Raw genomic sequence first — 23,432 nt, forward strand, 5'->3', positions numbered from 1 at the left:
AGATACGGGAGATGGCTCTGATAAAAAATCAAACGGAAAAACAGGGCAGTTAGGATAGGAGAAAAGATGAAGAAACATAAAATAACAGGTAGAATGATGTATGTTCATTTCGGAAAATGAGAAAAATAGGAGGCAAAAGAGTTTACTTTCTTTCTGTTTTTTGGTAAACTACATCTGTTACGGACATGATGGTACCGGACTTGCGGTGATGCAGTATGTCATGCCCTGACATGTAACCGGGTGTGCGGGAGATGAGAGCCCCCGTATACTGTAGTATTTACTAACAGAGGAGGAAAACACATGTTAGAGAAGTTATTCAAGCTGAAAGAGAACAACACCACTGTAAAGACTGAGGTTCTCGCCGGTATTACGACGTTTATGACGATGGCGTATATCCTGGCGGTCAATCCGAGTATTCTTGCAGCGACGGGAATGGATCAGGGCGCCGTTTTTACCGCTACCGCACTTGCATCATTCCTTGGAACAGTATGTATGGCGCTTTTTGCGAATTATCCCTTCGCGCTTGCACCGGGCATGGGGCTGAATGCCTATTTTGCTTATACGGTCGTAATGGGATATGGGTATTCATGGCAGGTGGCCCTGGCAGCCGTATTCGTAGAAGGAGTGATCTTTATCGTCCTTTCTGTAACAAATGTGCGTGAAGCGATTTTTAATGCGATTCCGGCAAATTTAAAAGCGGCGGTCAGCGTTGGTATTGGTCTGTTCATCGCATTTATCGGACTCCAGAACGCTAAGATCGTGATCGGAGGCTCCACACTGCTTCAGTTATTCTCTTTGGACGAATATAATCAGGTAAATGGAGTAGAGGCAACGTTTAACGATGTTGGAATTACCGTGCTTTTGGCAATTATCGGCGTTATTATCACCGCGATCATGGTCGTGAAAAATATCAAAGGAAATATTCTCTGGGGTATTTTGATCACCTGGATCCTGGGAATTATCTGTCAGTTTGCGGGAATCTATGTACCGAACCCGGAATTGGGATTCTATGGACTCCTTCCGGATTTCAGCAGCGGTATTTCTATACCGAGTCTGGCACCGGTATTCTGTAAGATGGATTTCAGCAGCGTATTTTCACTGAATTTTGTAGTTGTTATTTTTGCATTCCTTTTTGTGGATCTGTTCGATACGATCGGAACGCTGATCGGTGTATCTTCAAAGGCGGGAATGCTGGATAAAGAAGGAAAACTTCCGAGAATCAAGGGAGCGCTTCTTGCAGATGCAGTTGCGACAACAGCAGGTGCAGCACTTGGTACTTCTACGACAACGACATTCGTAGAAAGTGCTTCCGGCGTAAGCGAGGGTGGACGTACCGGTCTGACCGCGATGACAACGGCGATCCTGTTTGGTCTGTCCTTGTTCCTGTCACCGATTTTCCTTGCAATTCCTTCCTTTGCAACGGCTCCGGCATTGATCGTAGTTGGCTTCTATATGTTCTCTAATGTGGTCAATATTAACTTTAACGATTTCAGCGAAGCGATTCCGTGCTATATCTGTATCGCGGCAATGCCGTTCTTTTATAGCATTTCCGAAGGAATTTCTATGGGAGTGATCTCTTATGTAGGAATCAACCTGCTGACAGGAAAAGTGAAAGATAAGAAAATCAGCGTACTGATGTATGTATTGGCAGTATTGTTCATTCTGAAATATATTCTGCTGTAAGTGATGTATATTCTTTTGTAAGAAAAAACGAAAAGGCAGATGCCCTTTTGGACATCTGCCTTCAGTTTTTTCGGAAACAAAGTTTCCATTTGAGAGAAAAGGAACTGAAGCTGAATGAGAGAATATTCAGTTCCTATGGAGGGTAAAACAATATATAGTATCGTCCGGTTTGGACGTCGCTGTTTGGTCCGGGTACCCGTCTTTTATGTCGCCTGCAACTTTATGTTAATAGTATACAAGATAATTGTGACGGGAATATGGACATGGGATAAAAGGATTCTAAAATTTCGGAAGGAATTCTTAAGATGAACGCCGAATTTGTGAAAAATCTATAAATTATTGACAATGCCAGTGAATAAGAAGTATAGTAATAGAAACAGAGATGATGTTCTGTTTGCAGTACAAACAGAGGAGGAGAAAGATGATGTGGAACAGGGTAGAACTGAAGGCTAGAGGCAAAGCCGCTTTTATGAAAAACTATATCGCCTGTGTGGTAGTTGCTTTAGTGGCGGCACTTTTTGCAGGTGAAGCGGCGTCAGGCGGAACAAATCTGCGGTTTAATTTTAACAATAGGAATTCGAATGTGGGAGTAGAAGATTATTTTGGGAACAACTTCGACTATTCCACGGGTGACGACCTCGATGATTTTGCAGAGGGATATTTTGACGGGATTGCGGAATCCGGTTTAGGGAGAGCTCTGCTTGGCTGGTTCAGTATATGGGTCATAATTATAAGTTTGATTATGATAGTAGTGAAAATATTAGTGGGAAATGTGCTGGAAGTAGGAAGCGCGCGTTTCTTTGTACTCAACCAGACCGGACAGCCGGGAATTGCTACGATTTTGGACGGATTTAAGTCGGGACATTACGGGAATATCGCAATAACGCTGTTCCTCAGAGATCTCTACATTGGATTGTGGTCCCTGTTATTTGTGATTCCGGGAATCATTAAATCGTATGAATATCTGATGGTACCGTATATTCTGGCGGAGAATCCTGGCATGGACAGAAGCGAGGCGTTTAAGATCAGCAAGCAGATGATGAATGGTCAGAAGTGGGCAGCCTTTGTGATGGAACTGTCATTTTTAGGCTGGTATCTGTTGGGCTCGATATGCGGACTGGTGTCTCTGTTCTTTACGAATCCGTATCGGGAGGCCACCTTTGCGGAGATGTATTCCTATAATAAGATGATGGCTTACCAGCAAGGATATATCAGATAGATTGCGTCAGGCCCTGCCTGGCATATATATGGAAAAAAGGGACTGTTCCCTGAAATCGGAAGGCATTTTCTAAAGTGGTAATGACCGTTTTAGAAGGTACGATCCGATTTCAGGTGAACAGTCCTTTTTTTATCTGGACGCTTCTTCAGCGAATTTGGTGGTCACAAGCTCTTCATAGGGAACCCGTTCTTTCAGCTCTCCGGCACTTTCCAGAATATCCTGGAGAAGTTCAAAGCTATCTTTTTCAAAAATGAGGTTCTCTTTCCAGGTGTCCTGGTCATAGTACCGTTTTACAATCGTGGTGATGGTATCAAGGTCGGTTTCTTTGAACTGCGGAGCAATGACCTTAGCAATCTCTTCCGGCGTGTGGGTCTGGACATAGTCCATGCCTTTTTGCAGAGCGTTCGTGAACTTCTGGATCAGCTCCGGGTTTTCATCCATGAAGCTGCTCTTTGCACTGTATGCAGTATAGGGAACATAGCCGGAATCCACGCCGAGGGAGGCCACAACATAGCCGGCCTTTTCCAGTTCCAGGGCGGTGGCGCCAGGTTCGAATTCGACAGTGAATTCGCCCTGCCCACCGGAAAATGCGGCTGCGGTCGAACCAAAGTCGATACTCTGATTAATCTTAAGATCTTTAGCGGGGTCCAGCCCGTTTTTCTTCAAAATATATTCAAATACCATTTCCGGCATACCGCCTTTTCTACCCCCGAGAACATCTTTTCCTTTCAGGTCTTCCCAGGTAAAATCCGGCATTTCTTCCCGGGCTACCAGAAAGTTTCCGGCGCGCTGGGTGAGCTGGGCGAAATTGACGATGACGTCATTTGCACCTTCCTGGTAGGTGTAGATAGAAGATTCACTTCCCATGAAACCGATATCTGCCTCTCCGGAAAGGACGGCGGTCATGACTTTGTCAGCACCAAATCCGGTGACGAGCGTGAGGTCGATCCCTTCCTCGGCGAAATATCCTTCCTCGATCGCAACGTACTGCGGGGCATAGAAAATGGAATGGGCTACCTCATTTAAAGTGAGCGAAACGGGGGTGTTCTCCTGCGTGGTTTCAGTTTCTGCCGGCGTCTGTGTGGTCCTGGTCTCTTCTTTTGGTGAACATGCCGGCAGAACTCCCACTGCGAGCAGGGCTGCCAGCATTACAGATAAGATACGCTTTTTCATACATTTCCTCCTGAGATTTATTGGTCTCTGGTTTAAGGTATGCATAAGTGGGTGGAGTGTGAAAGATTACTAAAACTCTGACAGAAAGATTGACAAGAAGAAGAAAATTGGGTACTATAGACTTTAGCGGATAAATGCGTTAAAGCATAAAAATAAAACCAGATAAGAGTGCTTATTGGTAGTTGAGAAAGGGGAAAATCAATGCCTATTACAGATATTTTGGAGAAGAATTGCCGATTGTATGGTGATGATGTATGCTTAGTGGAGATTAACCCGGAGATGCCGGAGACGAGAAGGGTCACCTGGAAGGAATACGACCTGATCGAGCCGGTACGGGCTTCTTATTTCCGCAGAGAGATCACCTGGAACGTATTTAACGAGAAGGCGAATCGTTTTGCCAATCTTCTGCTTGAAAGAGGGATTAAAAAAGGCGACAAGGTGGGAATCCTGCTTATGAACTGCCTGGAATGGCTGCCGATTTATTTTGGTATTCTGAAGACAGGGGCGATCGCGGTACCGCTGAATTTCCGTTATTCGGCGGAGGAGATTCAGTATTGTGTGGAGCTGGCAGAAGTGGATATCCTGGTGTTCGGACCGGAGTTCATCGGACGTGTGGAAGAGGTGGCAGATGAGATCAGCAAGCACCGTCTACTTTACTATGTGGGGGACGGTTGCCCGGGATTTGCGGAGGATTACACGATGCACACGGCGAATTGCTCCAGCCAGTCGCCGAAGATCGATATTACCGATGAGGATTATGCAGCCATCTATTTCTCCTCCGGAACAACAGGATTTCCGAAGGCAATCTTGCATACGCATATGGCCCTGATGCACTCGGCAAAGGTGGAGCAGAATCATCACGGACAGACAAAAGAGGACGTATTTTTGTGTATTCCGCCTCTGTATCATACAGGAGCGAAGATGCACTGGTTCGGAAGCCTTCTGACTGGCGGAAAGGCTGTGCTTTTAAAGGGAACCAACCCGGAATTCATACTGCGGGCGGTGTCGGAAGAGAAATGTACGATCGTCTGGCTTTTAGTACCGTGGGCGCAGGATCTGCTCCTTGCGCTGGATCGCGGTGAGATCAAGCTGGATATGTATCAGCTTGAGCAGTGGAGGCTCATGCACATCGGTGCGCAGCCGGTTCCGCAGAGTCTGATCAAGCATTGGAAGGAATATTTCCCGAACCACCAGTATGATACCAACTATGGTCTTAGCGAATCGATCGGACCAGGCTGTGTCCATCTGGGCGTGGAGAATATTCACAAAGTGGGAGCAATCGGTAAGGCCGGCTATGGCTGGGAGACCAAGATCATTGATGAGAAGGGTGAGCCCGTGAAGCAAGGTGAGACGGGAGAACTTGCGGTCAAAGGACCGGGTGTCATGGTCTGCTATTATAATGACAAGAAAGCGACAGATGAGGTGCTTCATGACGGGTGGCTCTATACCGGAGATATGGCTATGGAAGACGAGGACGGGTTCATTTTCCTTGTGGATAGAAAGAAAGATGTCATCATCAGTGGTGGTGAGAATATTTATCCGGTCCAGATTGAGGATTTCCTGCGCACGAATGAGGCGATACTGGACGTAGCAGTGATCGGGCTTCCGGATACCCGTCTGGGCGAGATCTCAGCGGCGATTATTTCTCTGAAGCCGGGATATACCTGCACGGAAGATGATATTAACGCATTTTGCAAGAAGCTTCCTAAATATAAACGGCCGAGGAAGATTTTCTTTGCAGATGTGCCGAGAAATGCGACCGGTAAGATTGAAAAACCGAAGCTCCGTGAGCGCTATGGAGTCAGTCATCTGGTCCAGGATCAGAACAGAGCGTAAAAGAAAATTGATGGTAAATTTCTATAAAATATTGAAATACAGGACAAGATTTGCTATAGTATCTTTAGAATAAATGCAGAGTATCTGTATGAGGGAAAAGGAGAAGATATGATGAGAAGTCACAAATTGGGAGTCATTGCGGCGGCTTTGGCTGTAGTTCTTGGCGTGAGTGCCTGCGGAGCCACAAAATTCGATGCGCAGGGGTATACGAAGAGTTGTTTAGATGCGGTTTATAAGGAAGAGTATAAAGAGTATGCAGATTTCCTTAAGATTTCTGAGGAAGAAGCGAAGAAGCAGATGGACGACGATTTCATGGAAAGCATCAACCAGGAACTGGTAGGAGTGACAGGTCTGAGTGATGAGATGAAGAATAAATATGCCGATATTGAACGGCAGATTAGGACCATGGCAAAATACGAGGTAAAAGAAGCGAAAGAGTCCGATAATGGATTTACGGTTACGGTTGAGGTAGAGCCTTCTGATATTTACCAGACCCTGGAAGCGAGTGCAGAGGAAGCGCTCAGCGAGGCAGACGAGTCTGTCGATCTGACGCAGGGAGACGTTCTGGCACAGCTTTTGATCGACAGTGTGCAGAAGAGTATTGATAAGAATACTTATGGCGAGAAGACTACGGTAGAGCTTGAGGTCACAAAAGAAGACAATGTCTATACTTTGAAAGATGCAGAGATGGTAAAGATTCAGGAAGCATTATTCCCGGAATCTACTCAATAAACAAGAATAAGCATTTTATGCGGAAGGTTTTTTAGAAAGAATACCGCCGCACCGGCAGGAAAACTGGTGTGGCGGATTTTTTAAAGTAAGTTTCTGACACTTGGTCAGTTTTTGGACGGCTCGCGCAGAGAGTGTTGACCGTGATATGTGGCAGAGATGCCGAAAATGCGATAGTAAAAAGGAGAAGGTAAGATGCAGCAGGAATTTTATACAGGACATCTTTTTGAAATGTATCAGTATTTTGGAGCACATAGGGAAACAGACGGGTTCCGGTTTCGGGTATTTGCTCCCGGAGCGTCCGGTGTTACGGTGATGGGAGAGTTCAGTGATTGGCAGGAGTTCCCGATGTATCAGGAGAATCAAAGCGGAGTTTATGTCTCGGCTCCGGTCAAGGCCGAGTACGGGCAGATGTACAAATATTGCATTTATACCAGGGACCAAAGACGGGTAGAACACTGTGACCCTTACGGGTTCCAGATGGAGCTGCGCCCGGGAGACTGCTCCATTCTGACGGATCTTCATGCGTATACATTTCACGATGAGAAGTGGCTTCGTGAGCGGAGCGCCGGATACGACAGGGCGCTGAACGTTTATGAGATTCATGCCGGATCATGGAGAAAAAAGGGAGAAGGGTATGAGGACTGGTATACCTATTCTGAGCTGGCGGACAGGCTGATTCCTTACGTAAAACAGAACCATTATACACATATTGAGCTGATGCCGTTATCCGAGCACCCCTTTGACGGGTCCTGGGGATATCAGAATACCGGATTTTTTGCGCCGACTTCACGCTATGGAACGCCGGATCAGTTAAAAGAATTTGTGGACCGCTGCCATCAGGAGGGAATCGGTGTTATCATGGATTTTGTTCCGGTACATTTTGCGGTCGACAGTTATGGACTTAGGGAGTTTGATGGTACCTGTCTGTACGAGTATCCCAATGCGGCAGTGGGAGAGAGCGAGTGGGGAAGCTGCAATTTCATGCATTCCCGCGGAGAGATCCGGTGTTTCCTGCAGTCCGCGGCAAATTATTGGCTGAGCGAATTCCATTTTGACGGACTTCGCATGGACGCTGTGAGCAGGTTGATTTACTGGCAGGGCGATGAAGAGCGCGGGGTAAATGGTACGACGCTCGATTTCCTGAAGGTCATGAACCAGGGACTCAAGGAGAGACACCCGACCGCCATGTTGATTGCAGAGGATTCCACCTCCTACCCGGGCGTGACAAAACCGGTGTATGAGGGTGGACTTGGGTTCGATTACAAGTGGGATCTGGGATTTATGCATGATACGCTGGAGTATTTCCAGAGTGCGCCCGAGTACCGCACGCGGGATTACCATAAACTGACGTTTTCCATGATGTACTATTATAATGAGAGATATATGCTGGAATATTGTCATGATGAGGTCGTACACGGAAAAGCAACAATCCTGCAGAAAATGAATGGAGAATATGAGACAAAATTCCCCCAGGCAAGGGCAATGTACATGTATATGATGGCCCACCCGGGCAAGAAGCTGAATTTTATGGGAAATGAGTTCGGCCAGCTCCGCGAGTGGGACGAAAGCCGGGAGCAGGACTGGGATATGCTGAAATATCCGAATCATGATGCCTTCCACCATTATATGATGGAGCTTAACCGCATTTATTGTGAAAATGATGCCTTCCATTACGATTACGATCCGCAGAATTTTAGCTGGGCGGACTGCCATCAGGAAGGGCGGTGCATCTATGCAATCAGGCGGCGGGGAGAGAAGAAGGATTTTCTTGCAGTATTTAATTTCTCAGATGTGACGCAGAGGGCGTATGCGGTGGCTTTGGAAAAGGAGGGAACAGTAAAGATCGAACTGAATTCTGACTGGGAGGAGTATGGCGGTACGACGAAAAAGACATACAGCCTGAAAAAAGGCCAGATTAAGGAGAAGATGTTGACGCTGGATCTGCCGCCGTTTTCCGGAGTTTTGTTGTCTGTTTTAATGGAAGAAAAGGCTAAAGAAAGCATTGTAAAGGCAGAAAAATAAAGAATGAGATGAAGGTCTAATGAATCTTCACTTAGATATGCATGGTAACATGCAAAGTATAAAAGGAAGGCTTTCGTGCCTTCCCTTTATACTTTATTGACATATAGAAGTCAGTTGGATCTTATTCGGATTCGAATCACAGTTTGCATACTTTTCGGTCATAGGTCAGAAGACCATTGGTCTCCTCCTCAATATCCGAGAGCTGCGTATATACAATCCCGCAAAGCCCTTTGTTTTTCAACGGCTCTATCTCTTCCCTCATCAGTTTGTCGTAAGCCCTCCGGAAGGTCTCCTCGTCGGGAAAGAGCTTATACCCGTATACACTGCGGGAACTGGTGTGACCTGGTACCTGGCAGGAGTAGCCGCCAAGCTCGGATATGATAAACGCCCGCTTATCCGGAGCTACAAATTGCCTGGCAAAATAGTTATGTTCACTTCTGAAATCACCCTGCCTTCGGTCGAACCATCCGCTTGCGGAATCGATAAGCCGGGCAGGGTCCATATCACGGAACAGGCGCGTCAGTTTTTTGGTGTCAAATTGTCCCCAGCCCTCGTTAAAAATACACCAGGTGCTGATGCAGGGGAAACATCGAAGCGCTGCCACCGATTCCCTGCATTCCCGAATAAATTCCTCCTGGCCGCGCTGACTTTTCCTACCGAGAAGCAGATAAAAGTGGTCGTTTAATTTGCGTTTGAAGGCCGGAAACAGGGCCGGGAGCCATGTCATGAGCGGGGCAGAATATTTGCCGCCGCTTACCATATCCTGCCATACGATCATGCCCAGACGGTCGCAATGGTAATACCACCTGGCACATTCGATCTTAACGTGTTTGCGTATCATATTAAAGCCCAGCTTTTTCATGGACTGAATATCATAGATCAGCGCCTCGTCTGACGGCGCAGTATACAGGCCGTCGGGCCAATATCCCTGGTCGAGAACGCCTGTCAAAAACAGCGGCTTGTGGTTAAGGCAGAAGCGGGGATAGTGCTTTTCATCGAGTTCAACGGAATACTGCCGCATGGCAAAATATCCGGTGACCTCGTCACTGCCCGCACAGACCTTCAGATGATAAAGGTAGGGATTCTCAGGAGTCCAGGAAATCATCTGATCCACGTCGCAGTAGCAGGTATATTCGCAAAGGGAATCGGAATGGTTGGTACAGGTTCCCTTGGAAATGACCACTCCGTTCTGATCAATCACATGGCAGGTCACCGGTTCGCAGCCGTGATATACAGGGAGCGGACGATTCAAGGTGATAGCTACGTGGACCGTCTCCTTGTCGTAATGCGGGGTCAGCCTAAGATCCGTGATATGAATCGCGGGCACCCTCTCCAGCCACACTGTCTGCCAGATGCCGCTCTGGGCCGTGTAGAACATTCCTCCCCGTTTTAAACGCTGTTTGCCAACGCTTCGGCTGGAGGTGTCGGAAACGTCTTCCACCTGAACCTGAAGTATATTGTCTTCCTCCTTTAAATATTCCGTGATATCTACGGAAAATGGCAGATAGCCGCCAAGATGAGCGATGGCCTGCCGCCCGTTGATCAGTACGCGGGCAAGCTGGTCTACGGCGCCGAAATGAAGGATACAGCGGCTGTCGTCGTCCGGCCTTACATCTGCCGGAAGAGCACGCTCATAAATCAAAGTCTGATTCGGTTTTAATTGAAATCCGGCTTCGGATAAAGACGCCTCGGGTGAAAAGGGAACGAGAATCCTGCCTTTCTGTAAAACGGTACGTTTACGAGAGGAAACTAAAGTATAATCCCAATACCCGTTCAGGATCGTATAATCATCTCTTACCATCTGAGGGCGGGGATATTCGTCCCGGACTTTGGCAGGCACAAGCTTCTCACCCCAAATGGTGGTAAGAGGGCGCAATTTTTCTTTTTTTACAAATATTCGTGCACTTCTAAGAGTATCCTGCAGATTCATATAGGTCCTCCTTGGGCATATAGAGCAATCTATATGCCGGTATACGTTTAAAATCTTATTACTTACAAGTATACCATAAAAAATCAGAATACTCTCCGGCTTTATAGTTTTTTTAGAAATTTTGAGAATTATTTCTGTTTTGGAACCTTTGGAGGCTGGTAATGATAGACATCTTCGTAGTTTTCCAGTTCACCTTTGGTGGTGGGAAGAAAGGGAATCAGTCCGGTACAGTCCCAGGTAGAGGCTGCGTTGGAAAGATAGTCATAGGAGTCGATGATGCGCTGGTTTTCATTTTTCTCATTTTTATTCATATTTGTCCTTCTTTCTTTTTCGTTTGTTGGTATATTTTTTCCATTTTTTTACTATTTTCTTTCGAATTTAAACGAAATAGTTATTGTTAGTTTGCGTTATTTGGGAAAAAGTATGTAAAAAATATTGTAAAATTAAAGAGAAAAGGATATGATATATGCAGATCAGAATTTTTGAGCGCTAAAGAAAAGAGAGGAACAAAGAATGAAAATAGTTTTAGATACGCACACGCATACATTGGTAAGCGGACATGCTTATAACACCATTCGGGAGATGGCGATGATGGCAAAGGAAAAAGGGCTCGAGGCGCTGGCGATTACAGATCATGCGCCGAATATGCCGGGAAGCTGTCATTCCTTTTACTTCCAGAATCTTGATGCAGTGCCTCGGAAGATGTACGGAGTCAGATTATTCATGGGAACAGAGCTGAATATCATGGACGAGCTGGGAACAGTGGATCTGGAACAGCCGGTCCTTAGTAAGCTGGATCTGGTGATTGCAAGCGTACATACCCCTTGTTTTAAAAGCGCACGGACCATTGAGAAGGTGACGGCAGCTTACATAGCTGCGATGGAGAATCCGCTGGTCAACATCATCGGCCACCCAGATGACGGAAGATACCCTGTGGATTATGACCTGTTAGTGAGAAAAGCAAAGGAAACTGGAACGATCCTGGAACTGAATGACACTTCCCTAAAGCCAGGCGGGTTCCGCGCAGATACCAGGGAAAATGATAAAAAGATGCTGAAAAAATGTAAGGAATACCAGGTACCAATCACGATCGGAAGCGATGCACATATGGACGTGGATATCGCAGATTTTACACTGGCTTTGGAACTCTTGAAGGAGTGTGAATTTCCGGAGGAGCTGGTGATCAATACGTCGGTCGCGAAACTGGAAAAAATGCTTGCCATCTAGTTTTTAATACTATATAATGGTCATATCGAGGTGAAGATAATGACAGTTGACAAAGATAATCTGCTGGAAAGCATTTTGGAGAGTATTGGGAGAATCGACTACGTTCACGCCAAGGATATTCCGAATATCGACCTGTATATGGATCAGGTGACGACTTTTATGGAGGAGCAGCTCAGGACGACCAAGCGGTATGAGGAGGACAAGGTCCTTACTAAGACCATGATCAACAATTATGCAAAGAATAACCTGCTTCCTCCGCCTGTGAAGAAGAAATACACCAGAGAACACCTTTTGGTTCTGATCTTCGTATACTATTTTAAAAATATTTTGTCGATCAAAGACATTGAGACGTTGCTGGATCCGCTGACAGAGAGGTATTTTGGGGCAGATGGCGGATTTGACATGAAGAAGGTCTATGATGAAGTCTGCAAGATGGAGAAAAGCCGGATCGGCCAGATGCAGGACGATATCAGGGAATTATATCAGAGCGCAGAAGGCGCGTTCGCGGACGTGGCAGAGGAGGAGAAAGAGTATTTACAGCTATTTGCCTTTATCTGCAATCTCAGTTTTGATGTGTATGTAAAGAAGCAGATCATTGAGAAATTAATCGACGAGCTGCCGCCGGCAGGCAAGCGGAAGTAGCCGGGTAAACAGCAAATGAACGTTTTTGTCGTATACATGGCAATTTAAAAGTATATCTGGCAACAAAAAAACAGACACCTTAAGAGACTTATGCAGTCAGCTTTTAAGTGTCTGTTTTTTGCTGTCGGATTTAGATTTTCTGCGATTCTTCTTCCGGTTTTTTGGTGATTCGTTCGAATACCATGTCATAGCCATCATTTCCGTAATTCAAAGAGCGGTTCACACGGCTGATGGTCGCAGTGGAAGCTCCGGTTTTCTCTGCGATATCCAGATAAGTTTTCTGTTCGCGTAGCATTCGGGCGACTTCAAAACGCTGGGAGAGAGAAAGCAGTTCATTGATCGTACAGATATCTTCAAAGAAGGTATAGCATTCTTCCTTATCTCTCAGACTTAATATTGCATCAAATAAAAAGTCGACAGCATCGGTCCTGATTTTTTTATTCATATGGAAAACCTCCTTACTAATCTGTAAATATAGTAACACATTAAAATGTTAAAGTCCAGATGTATGGAGGGATAAAAATAATTTCGTGGATTGAAAAAGGAAAATCGGCTTCATATGCAGAATAGATTTTGCGTTTTTAATTTACGACAAAAATAATTTCAGCCAAAATAATTTCTAAAATAGTCCGAGACATTTCGAGGGATATATATTATAATATGAAATATGCCTGCATAGGCAGAAAATACAGGATAAAGGACGTGAAGTATGAGTATTTACGATTCGCTAAACAATATGCAGCAGGAAGCAGTTTATCATACAGAAGGCCCGCTCCTAATTCTTGCGGGCGCCGGTTCGGGAAAAACGAGGGTACTGACACACAGGATCGCGTATCTGATCGATGAAAAGGGGATTAATCCATGGAATATTCTGGCCATCACCTTTACAAATAAGGCCGCTGGAGAGATGCGGGAAAGAGTGGATAGGATCGTGGGATATGGGTCGGAAAGTGTCTGGGTCAGCACATTTCACTCCATGTGCGTGCGGATCCTCAGAAGATATATAGACAGATTGGGATACGACAGTAATTTCACGATTTATGACACGGACGACCAGAAGACGCTGATGAAAGATGTGTGCAAATATTTGCAGATTGATACGAAGATGTATCGGGAGCGAACGCTTCTCGGGGCGATTTCATCTGCGAAGGATGAGATGATTACGCCGGAAGAATTTACGCTTAAGGCGGAAGGGGATTTTAACCGGAAGAAAATCGCACAGGCATATACGGAATATGAGAAGCAGTTGAGGTCGAATAATGCGCTGGATTTTGATGATCTGCTGGTGAAGACCGTGCAGCTTTTCCAGACCCAGCCGGACGTGCTGGAGTATTACCAGAATCGTTTCCGGTATATCATGGTAGATGAGTACCAGGATACAAATACCGTGCAGTTTAAATTAGTCAGCATTTTGGCAGGGAAATACCAGAATCTCTGCGTGGTGGGAGACGACGACCAGTCTATTTATAAGTTCCGCGGAGCCAATATTCGGAATATTTTGAATTTTGAACAGGAATTTCCGAATGCGAAGGTCATCAAATTGGAGCAGAATTACCGGTCCACCGGAAATATTCTTGATGCGGCAAATGCGGTGATCCGCAATAATAAGGGGCGGAAGGAGAAGTCGCTTTGGACGGATAACGGCCAGGGGGACAAGATTCAGTTCCGCCAGTTCGACACCGGATTTGATGAGGCCGAGTACATAGTTGACGATATCAAAGGGCAGGTGCAGAAAGGAAAGTGTATCTGGAAGGACTTTGCGGTGCTATACAGGACCAATGCGCAGTCGCGTATGTTTGAGGAGAAACTGGTCCTCCAGGGCGTGCCCTATAAGATCGTGGGCGGCGTGAATTTCTACGCCAGACGGGAGATCAAGGATCTGCTGGCTTATCTGAAAACGGTGGACAATGGGCGCGACGATCTGGCAGTGCGCCGTATCATCAACGTGCCGAAAAGGGGAATCGGGCTCACGACTATAGGAAGGGTGCAGCAGTATGCCGGGGAGCGGGAGATTGGCTTCTACGATGCGCTTTTGGCGGCAAAAGGGATACCCGGAATCGGAAGAAGCGCCGGAAAGCTGGAATCCTTTGCGGCGCTCATCGAGCATTTTAAGGCGGAGAGCGCGCATATGAGCCTGAGTGAGCTGATGGAGGAAATCCTTGATACCACGGCTTACTTAGAGGAACTAAAGGCGGACTCTGACATCGAGGCGGAGAGCCGGATCGAAAATGTCGAAGAATTGAAGAATAAAATCGCGGCATATGAGGAAAGCTGTGAAGAGGAGGGAGCAAAACCGACCCTGTCCGGTTTCCTGGAAGAGGTCGCGCTGGTGGCAGATATCGACAGCCTGGATGAAACCACGGATTATGTGGTGCTGATGACGCTCCACAGTGCCAAGGGGCTGGAATTTCCGCACGTGTATCTGGCAGGGCTGGAGGACGGACTGTTCCCCAGTTATATGTCGATTTCGGGAGACGATCCTTTGGAAGTGGAGGAAGAGAGAAGGCTCTGTTACGTGGGAATCACGCGGGCGAAGGAAGAACTGACGCTGACCTGTGCAAGGCGCAGAATGGTAAGAGGACAGATGCAGTACAATGCAATGTCCAGATTTTTGAAAGAAGTGCCTCTGGAGCTTTTGTCTACCGGAGAGATTTTTGTCCATGAAGTGGAAAAGGAGGCGCCCCGGATTTCCACATACAGACAGGCACAGCAGAATTTCCACAAGAAAGCGTTCGATACGGGAAAACCGGTACAGCAGTTTCCTGTTAAAAAAGGCGGTGGTCTGGACTACGAAGTAGGAGACCGCGTAAGACATATGAAATTCGGGGAGGGTCTTGTGACCAAGATTGTCGAAGGCGGCAGAGATTACGAAGTCACTGTGGAATTCGACAGAGCCGGTGTGAAGAAAATGTTTGCTATGTTCGCAAAATTGGAAAAGGTATAGGGAGCACCTTGATGTTTTATGCGATCGGAATAACGAAATGTAGAGTGCACCTGTTACGAAAAAAGTGGAAAAAGTGAATTTGAGAATTTGTCAGAATAATAGTAGCAATTTGTGAGAAGGAATGATATAATTGTTCTAGAGATTAATGCGAGATATGAACAGGTAATGAATCCTGAATCAGGCAAGAAAGGATGTGGAAGCATGAGCAAATTTGAAGAAATGCTTGCAGCAAGCAAATTGAATGAATTAGTTCATAAAAAAGATGAGGATGATAAAGTTCAGAAGACAGTTCTCTGGGTTCTGGCAATCGTTGGTGCGGTTGCAGCAGTAGCAGCGATCGCATATGCAGTGTACTGTTTCTTTACTCCGGATTATCTGGAAGATTTTGAAGAAGACTTCGATGATGATCTCGGCGACGAGTTTTTCAGCGACGAAGACGAAGTACAATAATTGCAGGAAAAGAACATGATGAGACAGGGATTTATGATTCCTGTCTCGTTTTATGTTGCCAGGCATGCCTAAGTGAACATCCAGTGGATGTTCATCTCGGTTGCGTGTGTCCAGCAAAGCTGGACCACACTTGCTTAGTTTTAGGGTTAGGAAGGATTTGGAATGAAAAAGGGACAGATATTAGAAGGACGAATTAAAAATGTAGAATTTCCAAATAAAGGGATTGCAGTGGTAGAAGGAGAAGAGGGAAGTGTAATCGTGAAAAATACCGTTCCCGGGCAGAAGGTTCGTTTTGCCGTTAACAAGATTCGCAAAGGCCAGGCAGAGGGGCGGCTTCTCGAAGTGCTGGAGGCGTCTCCCGAGGAGATTTCACCGGAATGTCCGCATTTTGGCGAGTGCGGAGGCTGTACGTATCAGAACCTTTCCTATGAGACGCAGATTCAGATGAAGGAGGAGCAGATCAGGAAAATGATGGACGCGGCCGTTGAGGGCGAGTACATCTGGGAGGGCGTGAAGGAAAGTCCTGCCCGTCAGGCATATCGAAATAAGATGGAATTTACCTTTGGCGATGAGTACAAGGACGGACCGCTGGCGTTGGGAATGCATAAAAGAGGCAGTTTTCACGATATTGTAAATGTACATTCCTGCCGGATCGTAGATGAAGATTACCGGAAAATTCTTGCGGCAACTTTGGAGTTTGCCAAGGAAACGGGATATCCCTATTACCATCGTATGCGTCATACCGGATTTTTCCGTCATCTTCTTGTGCGCAAGGCAGTAAAAACAGGAGAGATTCTTGTGGATGTGATCACGACATCGGAGCAGGAACTGGATGGCCAAAAGTGGGTGAAATCACTTTTGGAATTGGAGCTTACCGGAAAAATAGTCGGCATTTTGCACACGAAAAATGATAGCCTGGCAGATGTGGTGAAAGATGAAGGAACAGAAGTGCTTTATGGACAGAACTATTTTTATGAAGAGCTTCTGGGACTGAAATTTAAAATCACTCCATTTTCATTTTTCCAGACGAACTCATTAGGGGCGGAGGTTCTTTACGAGAAGGCGAGGGAGTATATTGGAGAGACGAGGGATAAGGTGATTTTCGACCTGTACAGTGGGACTGGCACGATCGCACAGATCCTGGCACCGGTGGCAAAAAGAGTGGTCGGTGTGGAGATTGTTGAGGAAGCGGTGGAAGCTGCACGGGAGAATGCGAAGCTGAATGGGCTTAATAATTGTACGTTCTGGGCTGGCGACGTGTTGAAGGTGATCGATGAGCTGGGGGAGGTGCCGGATCTGATTGTGTTGGACCCGCCACGGGATGGCGTACACCCGAAGGCTTTGATGAAAATTCTGGATTTTGGCGTGGAGAGAATGGTCTATATTGCATGTAAGCCTACCAGCTTGGCAAGAGATTTGGAGATGATTCAGGGGAGAGGGTATAAGGTGGAGAGGATTGCTTGTATTGATTTGTTCCCGGGGACTTATCATGTTGAGACAATTGCGCTCCTTCAGAAGAGTAACTGAAAATGCGCGAGCAATGAGCCAAAGTCGGAGCTGGCTCCAGATCTTGGGAATGTCGCGACACCGCACTGAAGCAAACGCGAAAAAGCGCATTTTTTGCTGAAACTCAAGACTGAAACTCAAGAAGAACAGGGTTGTTTCATGAAGAATAATTCAAATGATTAAGCATACTGTTTTTACGGGGGTTATGGAAATTATACATTTTTTTCATAACCCTCGACTTTTTTCTCTTGTAGAGGTATAATGTCTATATAGTATAGGTATGCTCTACCTATACAGAAAGGAGGATATTATGCCAGTAACAGAGAAAAAATATCCTGACTGGGTGCAGGAGAAACGGACCAGGGGAACCACCGTCAAAAAGAAAGGTGATACTTATTATCTCTATAAACGCACTTCCAGGCGTGTTCCCGGGAAAAAATACCCACAGCCGGTAGATACTTATATCGGCATCATAACTCCGGAAGGAGTCATAAAAAGTGAAAAGAAAAAAATATCCCTGGGAGGGATAGAAGTGAGGGAGTATGGATTCTCCAGGGCAGTATGGCAGCTGTGCCCGGAGGGATGGAAGAAACCTCTGGGGAATGACTGGGAGGATGTCCTTTCGGTTATTCTGAAAAAATGGTCACCAGAGACCTACCTTGCGAAAGAAAGAGAGATAAAAACGGAGCAGGAATTTCACTATCAGTTTAATGCCCAGGCAGCATCCCTGAGCAGACGGATTTATAAAGAGCACGGAGTAGAACTTCAAAAACTGCAGATATTGAAAAGTATTTATCTGCTGTATTTTGAAAAAGAAAGGGTGATATCAAAGATTAGTACAGAACAGGAGGAACTGTTAGAAAAAACAGGGGTGGAACTTTCCGTGTGCTGAGAATGGCTTTCGGACAAAAATGCTTCTGGAATATATGAGGATGGTGCCGGATCCACGATGCGGCCGGGAGACAAAGCATGACTCTGCGGAAGTGCTGGTATGTCTGGTGACCGGTTTTCTGGCAGGAAAGACAACTATACGCAGGAGCCTTAGATGGTGTAACAAACATCTGGAAGAGCTGCGGGAATATCTTCTATTAAAGAAGGGTATCGCATCCCCGGCAACAGCATGCCGGATCCTATGGGGGATTGACGTGGAACTGTTTGCGCTGGCATTCATGGAATGGATCGGGGAGATTGTAAGCACGAAAGGAATCCATATATCAATTGACGGAAAGGCACTGCGGGCAGCAATGGAGAAAGTGAAGGATTTCAGGGCCCCGATGATCCTGAATGCGATAGATGCGGTAACGGGACTGGTGATCGCGCAGATGCCCATTCAGAATAAAGACTGTGAGATTAAGGCGATACCGGAGCTGTTGAAACTGCTTGATATCCAGGGAAGTACAGTCACAACAGATGCAATTGGGACACAGACGCAGATCATGGAGCAGATCCTTTCCCAGGGGGGACATTTTGTGCTGATGGTAAAAAAGAACCAGCCACAGTCCTATGATGAGATCGTGAAATATTTCGGAGAGATGGCAGAAGACCACAAAAAGATGAAAAAAGACAGTAACTACAGGGCAAGGTATCCGGAAATGCAGGAAAAATATGAGGAAGTGTGCCAGCAGGAAAGGAACCGTGACAGGCAGGAATACCGATGGTACAGCGTTTGTGGGGAATGCAGCCTCCTGACAAAGACACAGAAAGAATGGCCTTTTGTAAAAACAGTGGGATTAGCCCGTCAGATACGGATACCGGTTGAACGGGATCCTAAGGGAAATGATATCACACCAGATGTGAGGACATTTCTGGAAAAGGGTTCAAGAAGAAGGCCCAGACCAGTCCAGGATGAGGAAAGGCCAAAGGATATACAGAAAACAGGAATGATCTCGGATATGGAACTGACAGCGGAAGAAATGGGACGTATAAAAAGGGAGCACTGGTCGGTCGAAAACCGACTTCACCATGTGTTAGACGATACGTTCCGTGAAGACAGGTCCCCGGCGAAAAAATCAAAGATCAATCTGGCCCTGATCAGGAAGTTTGCCTATAACATCCTGCGGATAGCTATGCTGGCCGGGGACTGTTCGGAGATCATGACAGAAGCTATGGACGAGTTCAGTGATGATCCATTCTTAAGAAAGAAATATGTCTTCAACGGGATAGCCAGTTTCTATTGATATAAAATAAGTATAAGTTATTTTGAAAAAAGTGTAAATAAGATATAGGGATATTTTGCGCCTTTTTAGAGGGCAAACATCTTGGATGCGGGTAAGGAATTGCAAAGGATGCGTTTAGAAAGATTCTGATCTGAATAATAGAGGGGTTATAACAAATGAAGCTGTTTGGGAAGATTCATGAAACAACCCTGTCAAGAAGAATAATATATCTTGTATTGATATTCCGATAGTGATACAATTATATAATATGAAGTTTTGCAGATGAAGCTTCAAATTCCAAAAAAATTAAAGAATATTATAAGTACGGGGTAATATAAGTGAAAACGAGAGAATATGAACTGATACTGGATTCACTTCAGATGACGGCGGTTTATGTCATACGGGAAGATAATCATAAAATTTTATACTACAACAAACGGGTAAGAGAGGTTGCACCGAATATTGAGGAAGGCATGGTTTGCCATGAATTATGGAAAGGTACCTGTGACAATTGTCCGCTGTTGTATATCGGAGATAAAAATGAAGCACGTAGCGTTAATTATGACGATCCTTTTGGTAAGGCAGTGGAGATTGCGGCCACTCGTATTCTGTGGGAGGAAACGATTCCGGCATTTATGATTACGGTTACGCCTTATGCAGAGGTGGCAAATCATATATACCATAAGGTTTTGCGGGGAAACTTAAGTACGGATAGTTTCTCTATCGTAAAAGTGGATGAGGAAGAGATTCAGGAAATGCGTGAATATATGACTTCTCTTACTGATTGGTTTTTTGGTATTTCCAAATCTGGTTATGTTTATGAGGAGGATATAGAACGATATGAGAAGTTTGTCCATTTTGAGAATGTGAAAAATGAATTGAAAAAAGGCGCAAAAAAGCTGAGTTGTATTTATCGCCGCAAAGCCGGTAACGGATATAGATGGCACCATCTGGAAATTGTTCCGGATTTTGATTATTCTGATGATAATCAGAAGGTCATGATTTGCCTTAAGGATATCCATGATACGTTCAAGGAGGGACTTTCAAGAGAAGAGGCTAATATCTGGAATCAGGAGATTATTAACTCGTTGGGAGAGACAAATTTTGCTATTTACGTTGTAGATCTGCAAAGCGGCGGTGTAAATATAGTGCGGACTACGGAAAAGGTAAGACAGGCCCTGAACACAGAAATTTATATGTGGGACAATACTTTTAAAGGCAGCGGCGCCGGTTACATATCACCTGAGGATCAGGAGAATGTATACAATCAGCTTTCTCTGGAGTCGATGAGAACAGCGTGGAAGAACGGAGAAAAGAAAAAGACAATTCTGTGTCGGATGTTTCTGTATGGTGAGTGGCGCTATATTTCCATATCAGCATATTTTAAGGAGAACAGAAAACAGGGTGGTAATGCAATCCTGGCTTTTCAGGATGTGGATGAACAGACGAAAAGAGACATGGAGCGGATGCGGAATGACCAGAGAATGTCAGCAATTATCAGATCAAGGTACAGTATATTAAATACCATAGATCTGGAAACCGGAATATGTGAGAGAGTCTATCTGAGGGAAGGCATTACGGGCAGGCGTGAGGAAGGTGATTATGATCATTATGTCAGGAAAGCATTCGAGGAAACGGTTGTAGAAGCGGACAAGGAAGAGTTTAAAAAAATGTTATTTCTCGAAAACCTCCGGAAAAATGCGGAAACGGTACAGGATTATCGCGAAGATATATGCCAGTACAGACACAAGGGCGCAGATCTGTTGTGGACAGAGGAGCATGTGCTTTATATACGACAGGGAGAAAAAACAGTTGTTAATATACTGGGACGTGATATTACATCAGAAAAGCTGGCGGAAGAGTATGCATACAGAGAGTCAATAGAAAAGGCATCTATCATAAACAGCTTAAGCAGTATGTTTTTTGCAACATATTATATTGACCTTGAAAATGATACACTCAGACCTGTAAGGCAGAAGGCGGTGGTCAGTAGCGTCTTGGGAGATGAAAGAAATTATACCCAGGCGATTCATCTGTATGCCGAAAACTTTATTTCTACTGATGACAGGGAGGAATATCTGGAGCATGTTAGCTATCAGAAACTACTGAATAGCCTGAGTATAAAACAGCCGATGGTTGCTTTTGAATATCGTATGGTGCCGGATGAGAATCATCGGAGAGCATGGATTCGCGCCAGTATCGTATTGGCTGAGACAACAAGCGACGGCAGACCAAAACGGGCATTATATGTGGCACAGGATGTGACGGAAAGTAAGTTAAGGGAAGAGCAGGAGCGGCAGGCATTAAAAGAAGCCTGTGAAGCTGCCAATTACGCAAATGCAGCCAAAAGTGATTTTATGTCAAGAATGAGTCATGACATCAGAACTCCGATGAATGCGATCATCGGAATGACAGCAATTGCAGGAAGATATTTGGAGGATAAGGAGCGTGTTGAAGATTGCCTGAGAAAGATTACTGTCTCCAGCAGACATCTTCTGTCACTGATCAATGAAGTTCTTGATATGAGCAAGATTGAATCGGGAAAAATAGATTTAGCGGAGGAGGAAGTTAATTTATCCGACCTGATCGGAAATCTGGTAACCATGATTCGGCCTTCCATGCAGGAAAGAAAGCATAATTTTGATGTGCACATTACGAACGTGGAGCATGAGCGTGTAATCGGTGACACCATGAGAATGCAGCAGATTTTTATGAATATATTGGGAAATTCAGTAAAATACACGAATCCGGGCGGAAATATTGAGATGGAAATTAACGAGAAGGCATCCAATATGCCCGGCTATGGCTGTTATGAATTTGTTTTCCGTGATAACGGAATCGGTATGAGTAAGGAGTTTCAGGAAAAGCTGTTTGAGCCATTCAGCCGTGCGGAGGATTCAAGGGTAAGCAAGATTGAGGGGACAGGACTTGGAATGACCATTGCAAGGAATATTGCCCGCAGAATGAATGGTGATATTGTAGTAGACAGTGAGATAGGAAAAGGAACGCAATTTGTTGTAACGCTGATCCTTAAGCTTGAGGATACGGAAACGCCGAATACGGAGAAGCTTATGGATTTGCCGGTGCTGGTGGTAGATGATGATAAAAATGCCAGTGAGATGACATGCCTGATTCTTGAGAACATCGGAATGAAGGGCGAATATGTTCTTAGCGGAAGGGAAGCCGTGCAAAGGGTATGGGAGCATCACCGGAGAAATCAGGATTATTTTGCCGTGATTTTGGACTGGAAGATGCCGGAAATGGACGGTATTGAGACCGCGCGGGCGATTCGTGAAAGGGTTGGTTCTGACGTACCGATTATTATTTTGTCGGCATATGATTGGAGCAGTGTGGAAGAAGAAGCACGCCGTGCAGGTGTAAACGGTTTTATATCCAAACCGCTGTTTAAGTCTCGTCTGGTATATCTTTTTAATCAGATTGCAGAAAAGGATAAGAGTAAGGAACTGCCGGAGACGGATTCGTTTGCTGAAATGGATCTGAACGGAAAAAGAATTCTTTTAGTAGAGGATAATGAGCTGAATCGGGAAATAGCCGAAGCAATTATCGGTGAGACCGGAGTGACGGTAGAAAGTGCTGAAGACGGTCGAGAGGCATTGGAAAAATTTGAAAAAACGGACGAGAACTACTACGATATGATATTGATGGATATTCAGATGCCGATTATGAACGGGTATGAAGCTACTGAGGCAATCAGAAAGCTTCCGCGTAAGGACGCTGCTGAAATTCCGATTATTGCTATGACCGCGAATGCTTTTACGGAAGATATACAGCGGAGTAAGAATGCCGGAATGAATGAGCACCTTACAAAACCACTGGATATTGGGCAGTTGATGAAGTGTCTGGCAACATGGATTGGAGAAAAAAGGATTTAAAATCATCTTTATTTAACAG

Annotated in this window: 17 protein-coding genes; 13 read left to right on the top strand and 4 right to left on the bottom strand. The window is 45.4% G+C overall.

Going from position 1 to position 23,432, the window contains the following annotated elements; translation table 11 throughout:
* Nucleotides 1-300 precede the first annotated feature (300 nt).
* Both ABXS75_09155 and ABXS75_09160 read left to right on the top strand, forming a co-directional pair.
* A complete protein-coding gene (locus tag ABXS75_09155) occupies nucleotides 301-1,683 on the top strand; it encodes an NCS2 family permease (GenBank protein ID XCP86938.1) in 1,383 nt (460 codons plus the stop codon).
* 421 nt (nucleotides 1,684-2,104) lie between these two features.
* Nucleotides 2,105-2,902 (top strand): DUF975 family protein, encoded by a 798-nt coding sequence (locus ABXS75_09160; protein ID XCP86939.1) that lies wholly within the window; start codon nucleotides 2,105-2,107, stop codon nucleotides 2,900-2,902.
* A 129-nt stretch (nucleotides 2,903-3,031) separates the two neighbouring features.
* Here ABXS75_09160 and ABXS75_09165 read toward each other — a convergent pair whose 3' ends face one another.
* Nucleotides 3,032-4,075, bottom strand: coding sequence for an ABC transporter substrate-binding protein (locus ABXS75_09165; protein ID XCP86940.1), 1,044 nt, complete (start codon nucleotides 4,073-4,075; stop codon nucleotides 3,032-3,034).
* A gap of 201 nt (nucleotides 4,076-4,276) precedes the next feature.
* Between ABXS75_09165 and ABXS75_09170 the strand changes: the two genes are divergently transcribed.
* The 3 genes from ABXS75_09170 (at nucleotide 4,277) to glgB (ending at nucleotide 8,665) form a co-directional block, all read left to right on the top strand.
* Nucleotides 4,277-5,911, top strand: a complete 1,635-nt coding sequence (locus tag ABXS75_09170) for a class I adenylate-forming enzyme family protein (protein ID XCP86941.1) — start codon at nucleotides 4,277-4,279, stop codon at nucleotides 5,909-5,911.
* 108 nt (nucleotides 5,912-6,019) lie between these two features.
* On the top strand, nucleotides 6,020-6,643 hold the full coding sequence (locus ABXS75_09175) for a hypothetical protein (GenBank protein XCP86942.1): 624 nt from the start codon (nucleotides 6,020-6,022) through the stop codon (nucleotides 6,641-6,643).
* Between the two features lie 192 nt (nucleotides 6,644-6,835).
* Nucleotides 6,836-8,665: a 1,4-alpha-glucan branching protein GlgB gene (glgB, locus tag ABXS75_09180; GenBank protein ID XCP86943.1), complete on the top strand. Its 1,830-nt coding sequence runs from the start codon at nucleotides 6,836-6,838 to the stop codon at nucleotides 8,663-8,665.
* A 136-nt stretch (nucleotides 8,666-8,801) separates the two neighbouring features.
* Here the strand turns inward: glgB and ABXS75_09185 are convergent, their stop codons facing one another.
* Nucleotides 8,802-10,595 carry a sugar-binding domain-containing protein gene (locus ABXS75_09185; protein ID XCP86944.1) on the bottom strand — a complete coding sequence of 598 codons (1,794 nt, stop codon included), beginning with the start codon at nucleotides 10,593-10,595 and terminating at the stop codon, nucleotides 8,802-8,804.
* A 128-nt stretch (nucleotides 10,596-10,723) separates the two neighbouring features.
* Nucleotides 10,724-10,906, bottom strand: coding sequence for a hypothetical protein (locus tag ABXS75_09190; protein XCP86945.1), 183 nt, complete (start codon nucleotides 10,904-10,906; stop codon nucleotides 10,724-10,726).
* A 202-nt stretch (nucleotides 10,907-11,108) separates the two neighbouring features.
* Here ABXS75_09190 and ABXS75_09195 point away from each other — a divergent pair, with 202 nt between their 5' ends.
* Nucleotides 11,109-11,822: a phosphatase gene (locus ABXS75_09195; protein ID XCP86946.1), complete on the top strand. Its 714-nt coding sequence runs from the start codon at nucleotides 11,109-11,111 to the stop codon at nucleotides 11,820-11,822.
* A gap of 39 nt (nucleotides 11,823-11,861) precedes the next feature.
* Nucleotides 11,862-12,464, top strand: a complete 603-nt coding sequence (locus ABXS75_09200; protein ID XCP86947.1) for a DUF1836 domain-containing protein — start codon at nucleotides 11,862-11,864, stop codon at nucleotides 12,462-12,464.
* A 130-nt stretch (nucleotides 12,465-12,594) separates the two neighbouring features.
* On the opposite strand, the gene ABXS75_09205 is transcribed toward ABXS75_09200, so the two are convergent.
* Complete coding sequence (locus tag ABXS75_09205) at nucleotides 12,595-12,909, bottom strand: YerC/YecD family TrpR-related protein (GenBank protein XCP86948.1); 315 nt, start codon at nucleotides 12,907-12,909, stop codon at nucleotides 12,595-12,597.
* A gap of 264 nt (nucleotides 12,910-13,173) precedes the next feature.
* Here ABXS75_09205 and pcrA point away from each other — a divergent pair, with 264 nt between their 5' ends.
* The 6 genes from pcrA (at nucleotide 13,174) to ABXS75_09235 (ending at nucleotide 23,413) form a co-directional block, all read left to right on the top strand.
* A complete protein-coding gene (gene pcrA / locus ABXS75_09210) occupies nucleotides 13,174-15,408 on the top strand; it encodes a DNA helicase PcrA (GenBank protein ID XCP86949.1) in 2,235 nt (744 codons plus the stop codon).
* Nucleotides 15,409-15,609: 201 nt separating this feature from the next.
* Complete coding sequence (locus ABXS75_09215; GenBank protein ID XCP86950.1) at nucleotides 15,610-15,858, top strand: DUF4366 domain-containing protein; 249 nt, start codon at nucleotides 15,610-15,612, stop codon at nucleotides 15,856-15,858.
* Nucleotides 15,859-16,020: 162 nt separating this feature from the next.
* Entirely contained in the window at nucleotides 16,021-17,385 is a 1,365-nt protein-coding gene (gene rlmD / locus ABXS75_09220; protein XCP86951.1) for a 23S rRNA (uracil(1939)-C(5))-methyltransferase RlmD, read from the top strand.
* A gap of 289 nt (nucleotides 17,386-17,674) precedes the next feature.
* The gene (locus ABXS75_09225) at nucleotides 17,675-18,256 is read left to right on the top strand and encodes a hypothetical protein (protein ID XCP86952.1); all 582 of its coding nucleotides are present in this window, start codon (nucleotides 17,675-17,677) and stop codon (nucleotides 18,254-18,256) included.
* A 40-nt stretch (nucleotides 18,257-18,296) separates the two neighbouring features.
* Complete coding sequence (locus ABXS75_09230; GenBank protein XCP86953.1) at nucleotides 18,297-19,541, top strand: ISAs1 family transposase; 1,245 nt, start codon at nucleotides 18,297-18,299, stop codon at nucleotides 19,539-19,541.
* Nucleotides 19,542-19,858: 317 nt separating this feature from the next.
* Nucleotides 19,859-23,413, top strand: a complete 3,555-nt coding sequence (locus tag ABXS75_09235) for a response regulator (GenBank protein XCP86954.1) — start codon at nucleotides 19,859-19,861, stop codon at nucleotides 23,411-23,413.
* The last annotated feature ends 19 nt before the right edge of the window (nucleotides 23,414-23,432 follow it).

The organism is Roseburia hominis, from assembly GCA_040702975.1.
Taxonomy (GTDB): domain Bacteria; phylum Bacillota; class Clostridia; order Lachnospirales; family Lachnospiraceae; genus Allocoprococcus; species Allocoprococcus hominis_A.

Excerpts from the sequence above, each read along its gene's own strand:
- pcrA (XCP86949.1), top strand. The coding sequence starts at position 13,174 with ATGAGTATTTACGATTCGCTAAACAATATGCAGCAGGAAGCAGTTTAT.
- ABXS75_09175 (XCP86942.1), top strand. The coding sequence starts at position 6,020 with ATGATGAGAAGTCACAAATTGGGAGTCATTGCGGCGGCTTTGGCTGTA.
- glgB (XCP86943.1), top strand. The coding sequence starts at position 6,836 with ATGCAGCAGGAATTTTATACAGGACATCTTTTTGAAATGTATCAGTAT.
- ABXS75_09165 (XCP86940.1), bottom strand. The coding sequence starts at position 4,075 with ATGAAAAAGCGTATCTTATCTGTAATGCTGGCAGCCCTGCTCGCAGTG.
- ABXS75_09160 (XCP86939.1), top strand. The coding sequence starts at position 2,105 with ATGATGTGGAACAGGGTAGAACTGAAGGCTAGAGGCAAAGCCGCTTTT.
- ABXS75_09190 (XCP86945.1), bottom strand. The coding sequence starts at position 10,906 with ATGAATAAAAATGAGAAAAATGAAAACCAGCGCATCATCGACTCCTAT.
- rlmD (XCP86951.1), top strand. The coding sequence starts at position 16,021 with ATGAAAAAGGGACAGATATTAGAAGGACGAATTAAAAATGTAGAATTT.
- ABXS75_09215 (XCP86950.1), top strand. The coding sequence starts at position 15,610 with ATGAGCAAATTTGAAGAAATGCTTGCAGCAAGCAAATTGAATGAATTA.
- ABXS75_09200 (XCP86947.1), top strand. The coding sequence starts at position 11,862 with ATGACAGTTGACAAAGATAATCTGCTGGAAAGCATTTTGGAGAGTATT.
- ABXS75_09195 (XCP86946.1), top strand. The coding sequence starts at position 11,109 with ATGAAAATAGTTTTAGATACGCACACGCATACATTGGTAAGCGGACAT.
- ABXS75_09170 (XCP86941.1), top strand. The coding sequence starts at position 4,277 with ATGCCTATTACAGATATTTTGGAGAAGAATTGCCGATTGTATGGTGAT.
- ABXS75_09205 (XCP86948.1), bottom strand. The coding sequence starts at position 12,909 with ATGAATAAAAAAATCAGGACCGATGCTGTCGACTTTTTATTTGATGCA.
- ABXS75_09185 (XCP86944.1), bottom strand. The coding sequence starts at position 10,595 with ATGAATCTGCAGGATACTCTTAGAAGTGCACGAATATTTGTAAAAAAA.
- ABXS75_09155 (XCP86938.1), top strand. The coding sequence starts at position 301 with ATGTTAGAGAAGTTATTCAAGCTGAAAGAGAACAACACCACTGTAAAG.
- ABXS75_09225 (XCP86952.1), top strand. The coding sequence starts at position 17,675 with ATGCCAGTAACAGAGAAAAAATATCCTGACTGGGTGCAGGAGAAACGG.
- ABXS75_09230 (XCP86953.1), top strand. The coding sequence starts at position 18,297 with ATGGTGCCGGATCCACGATGCGGCCGGGAGACAAAGCATGACTCTGCG.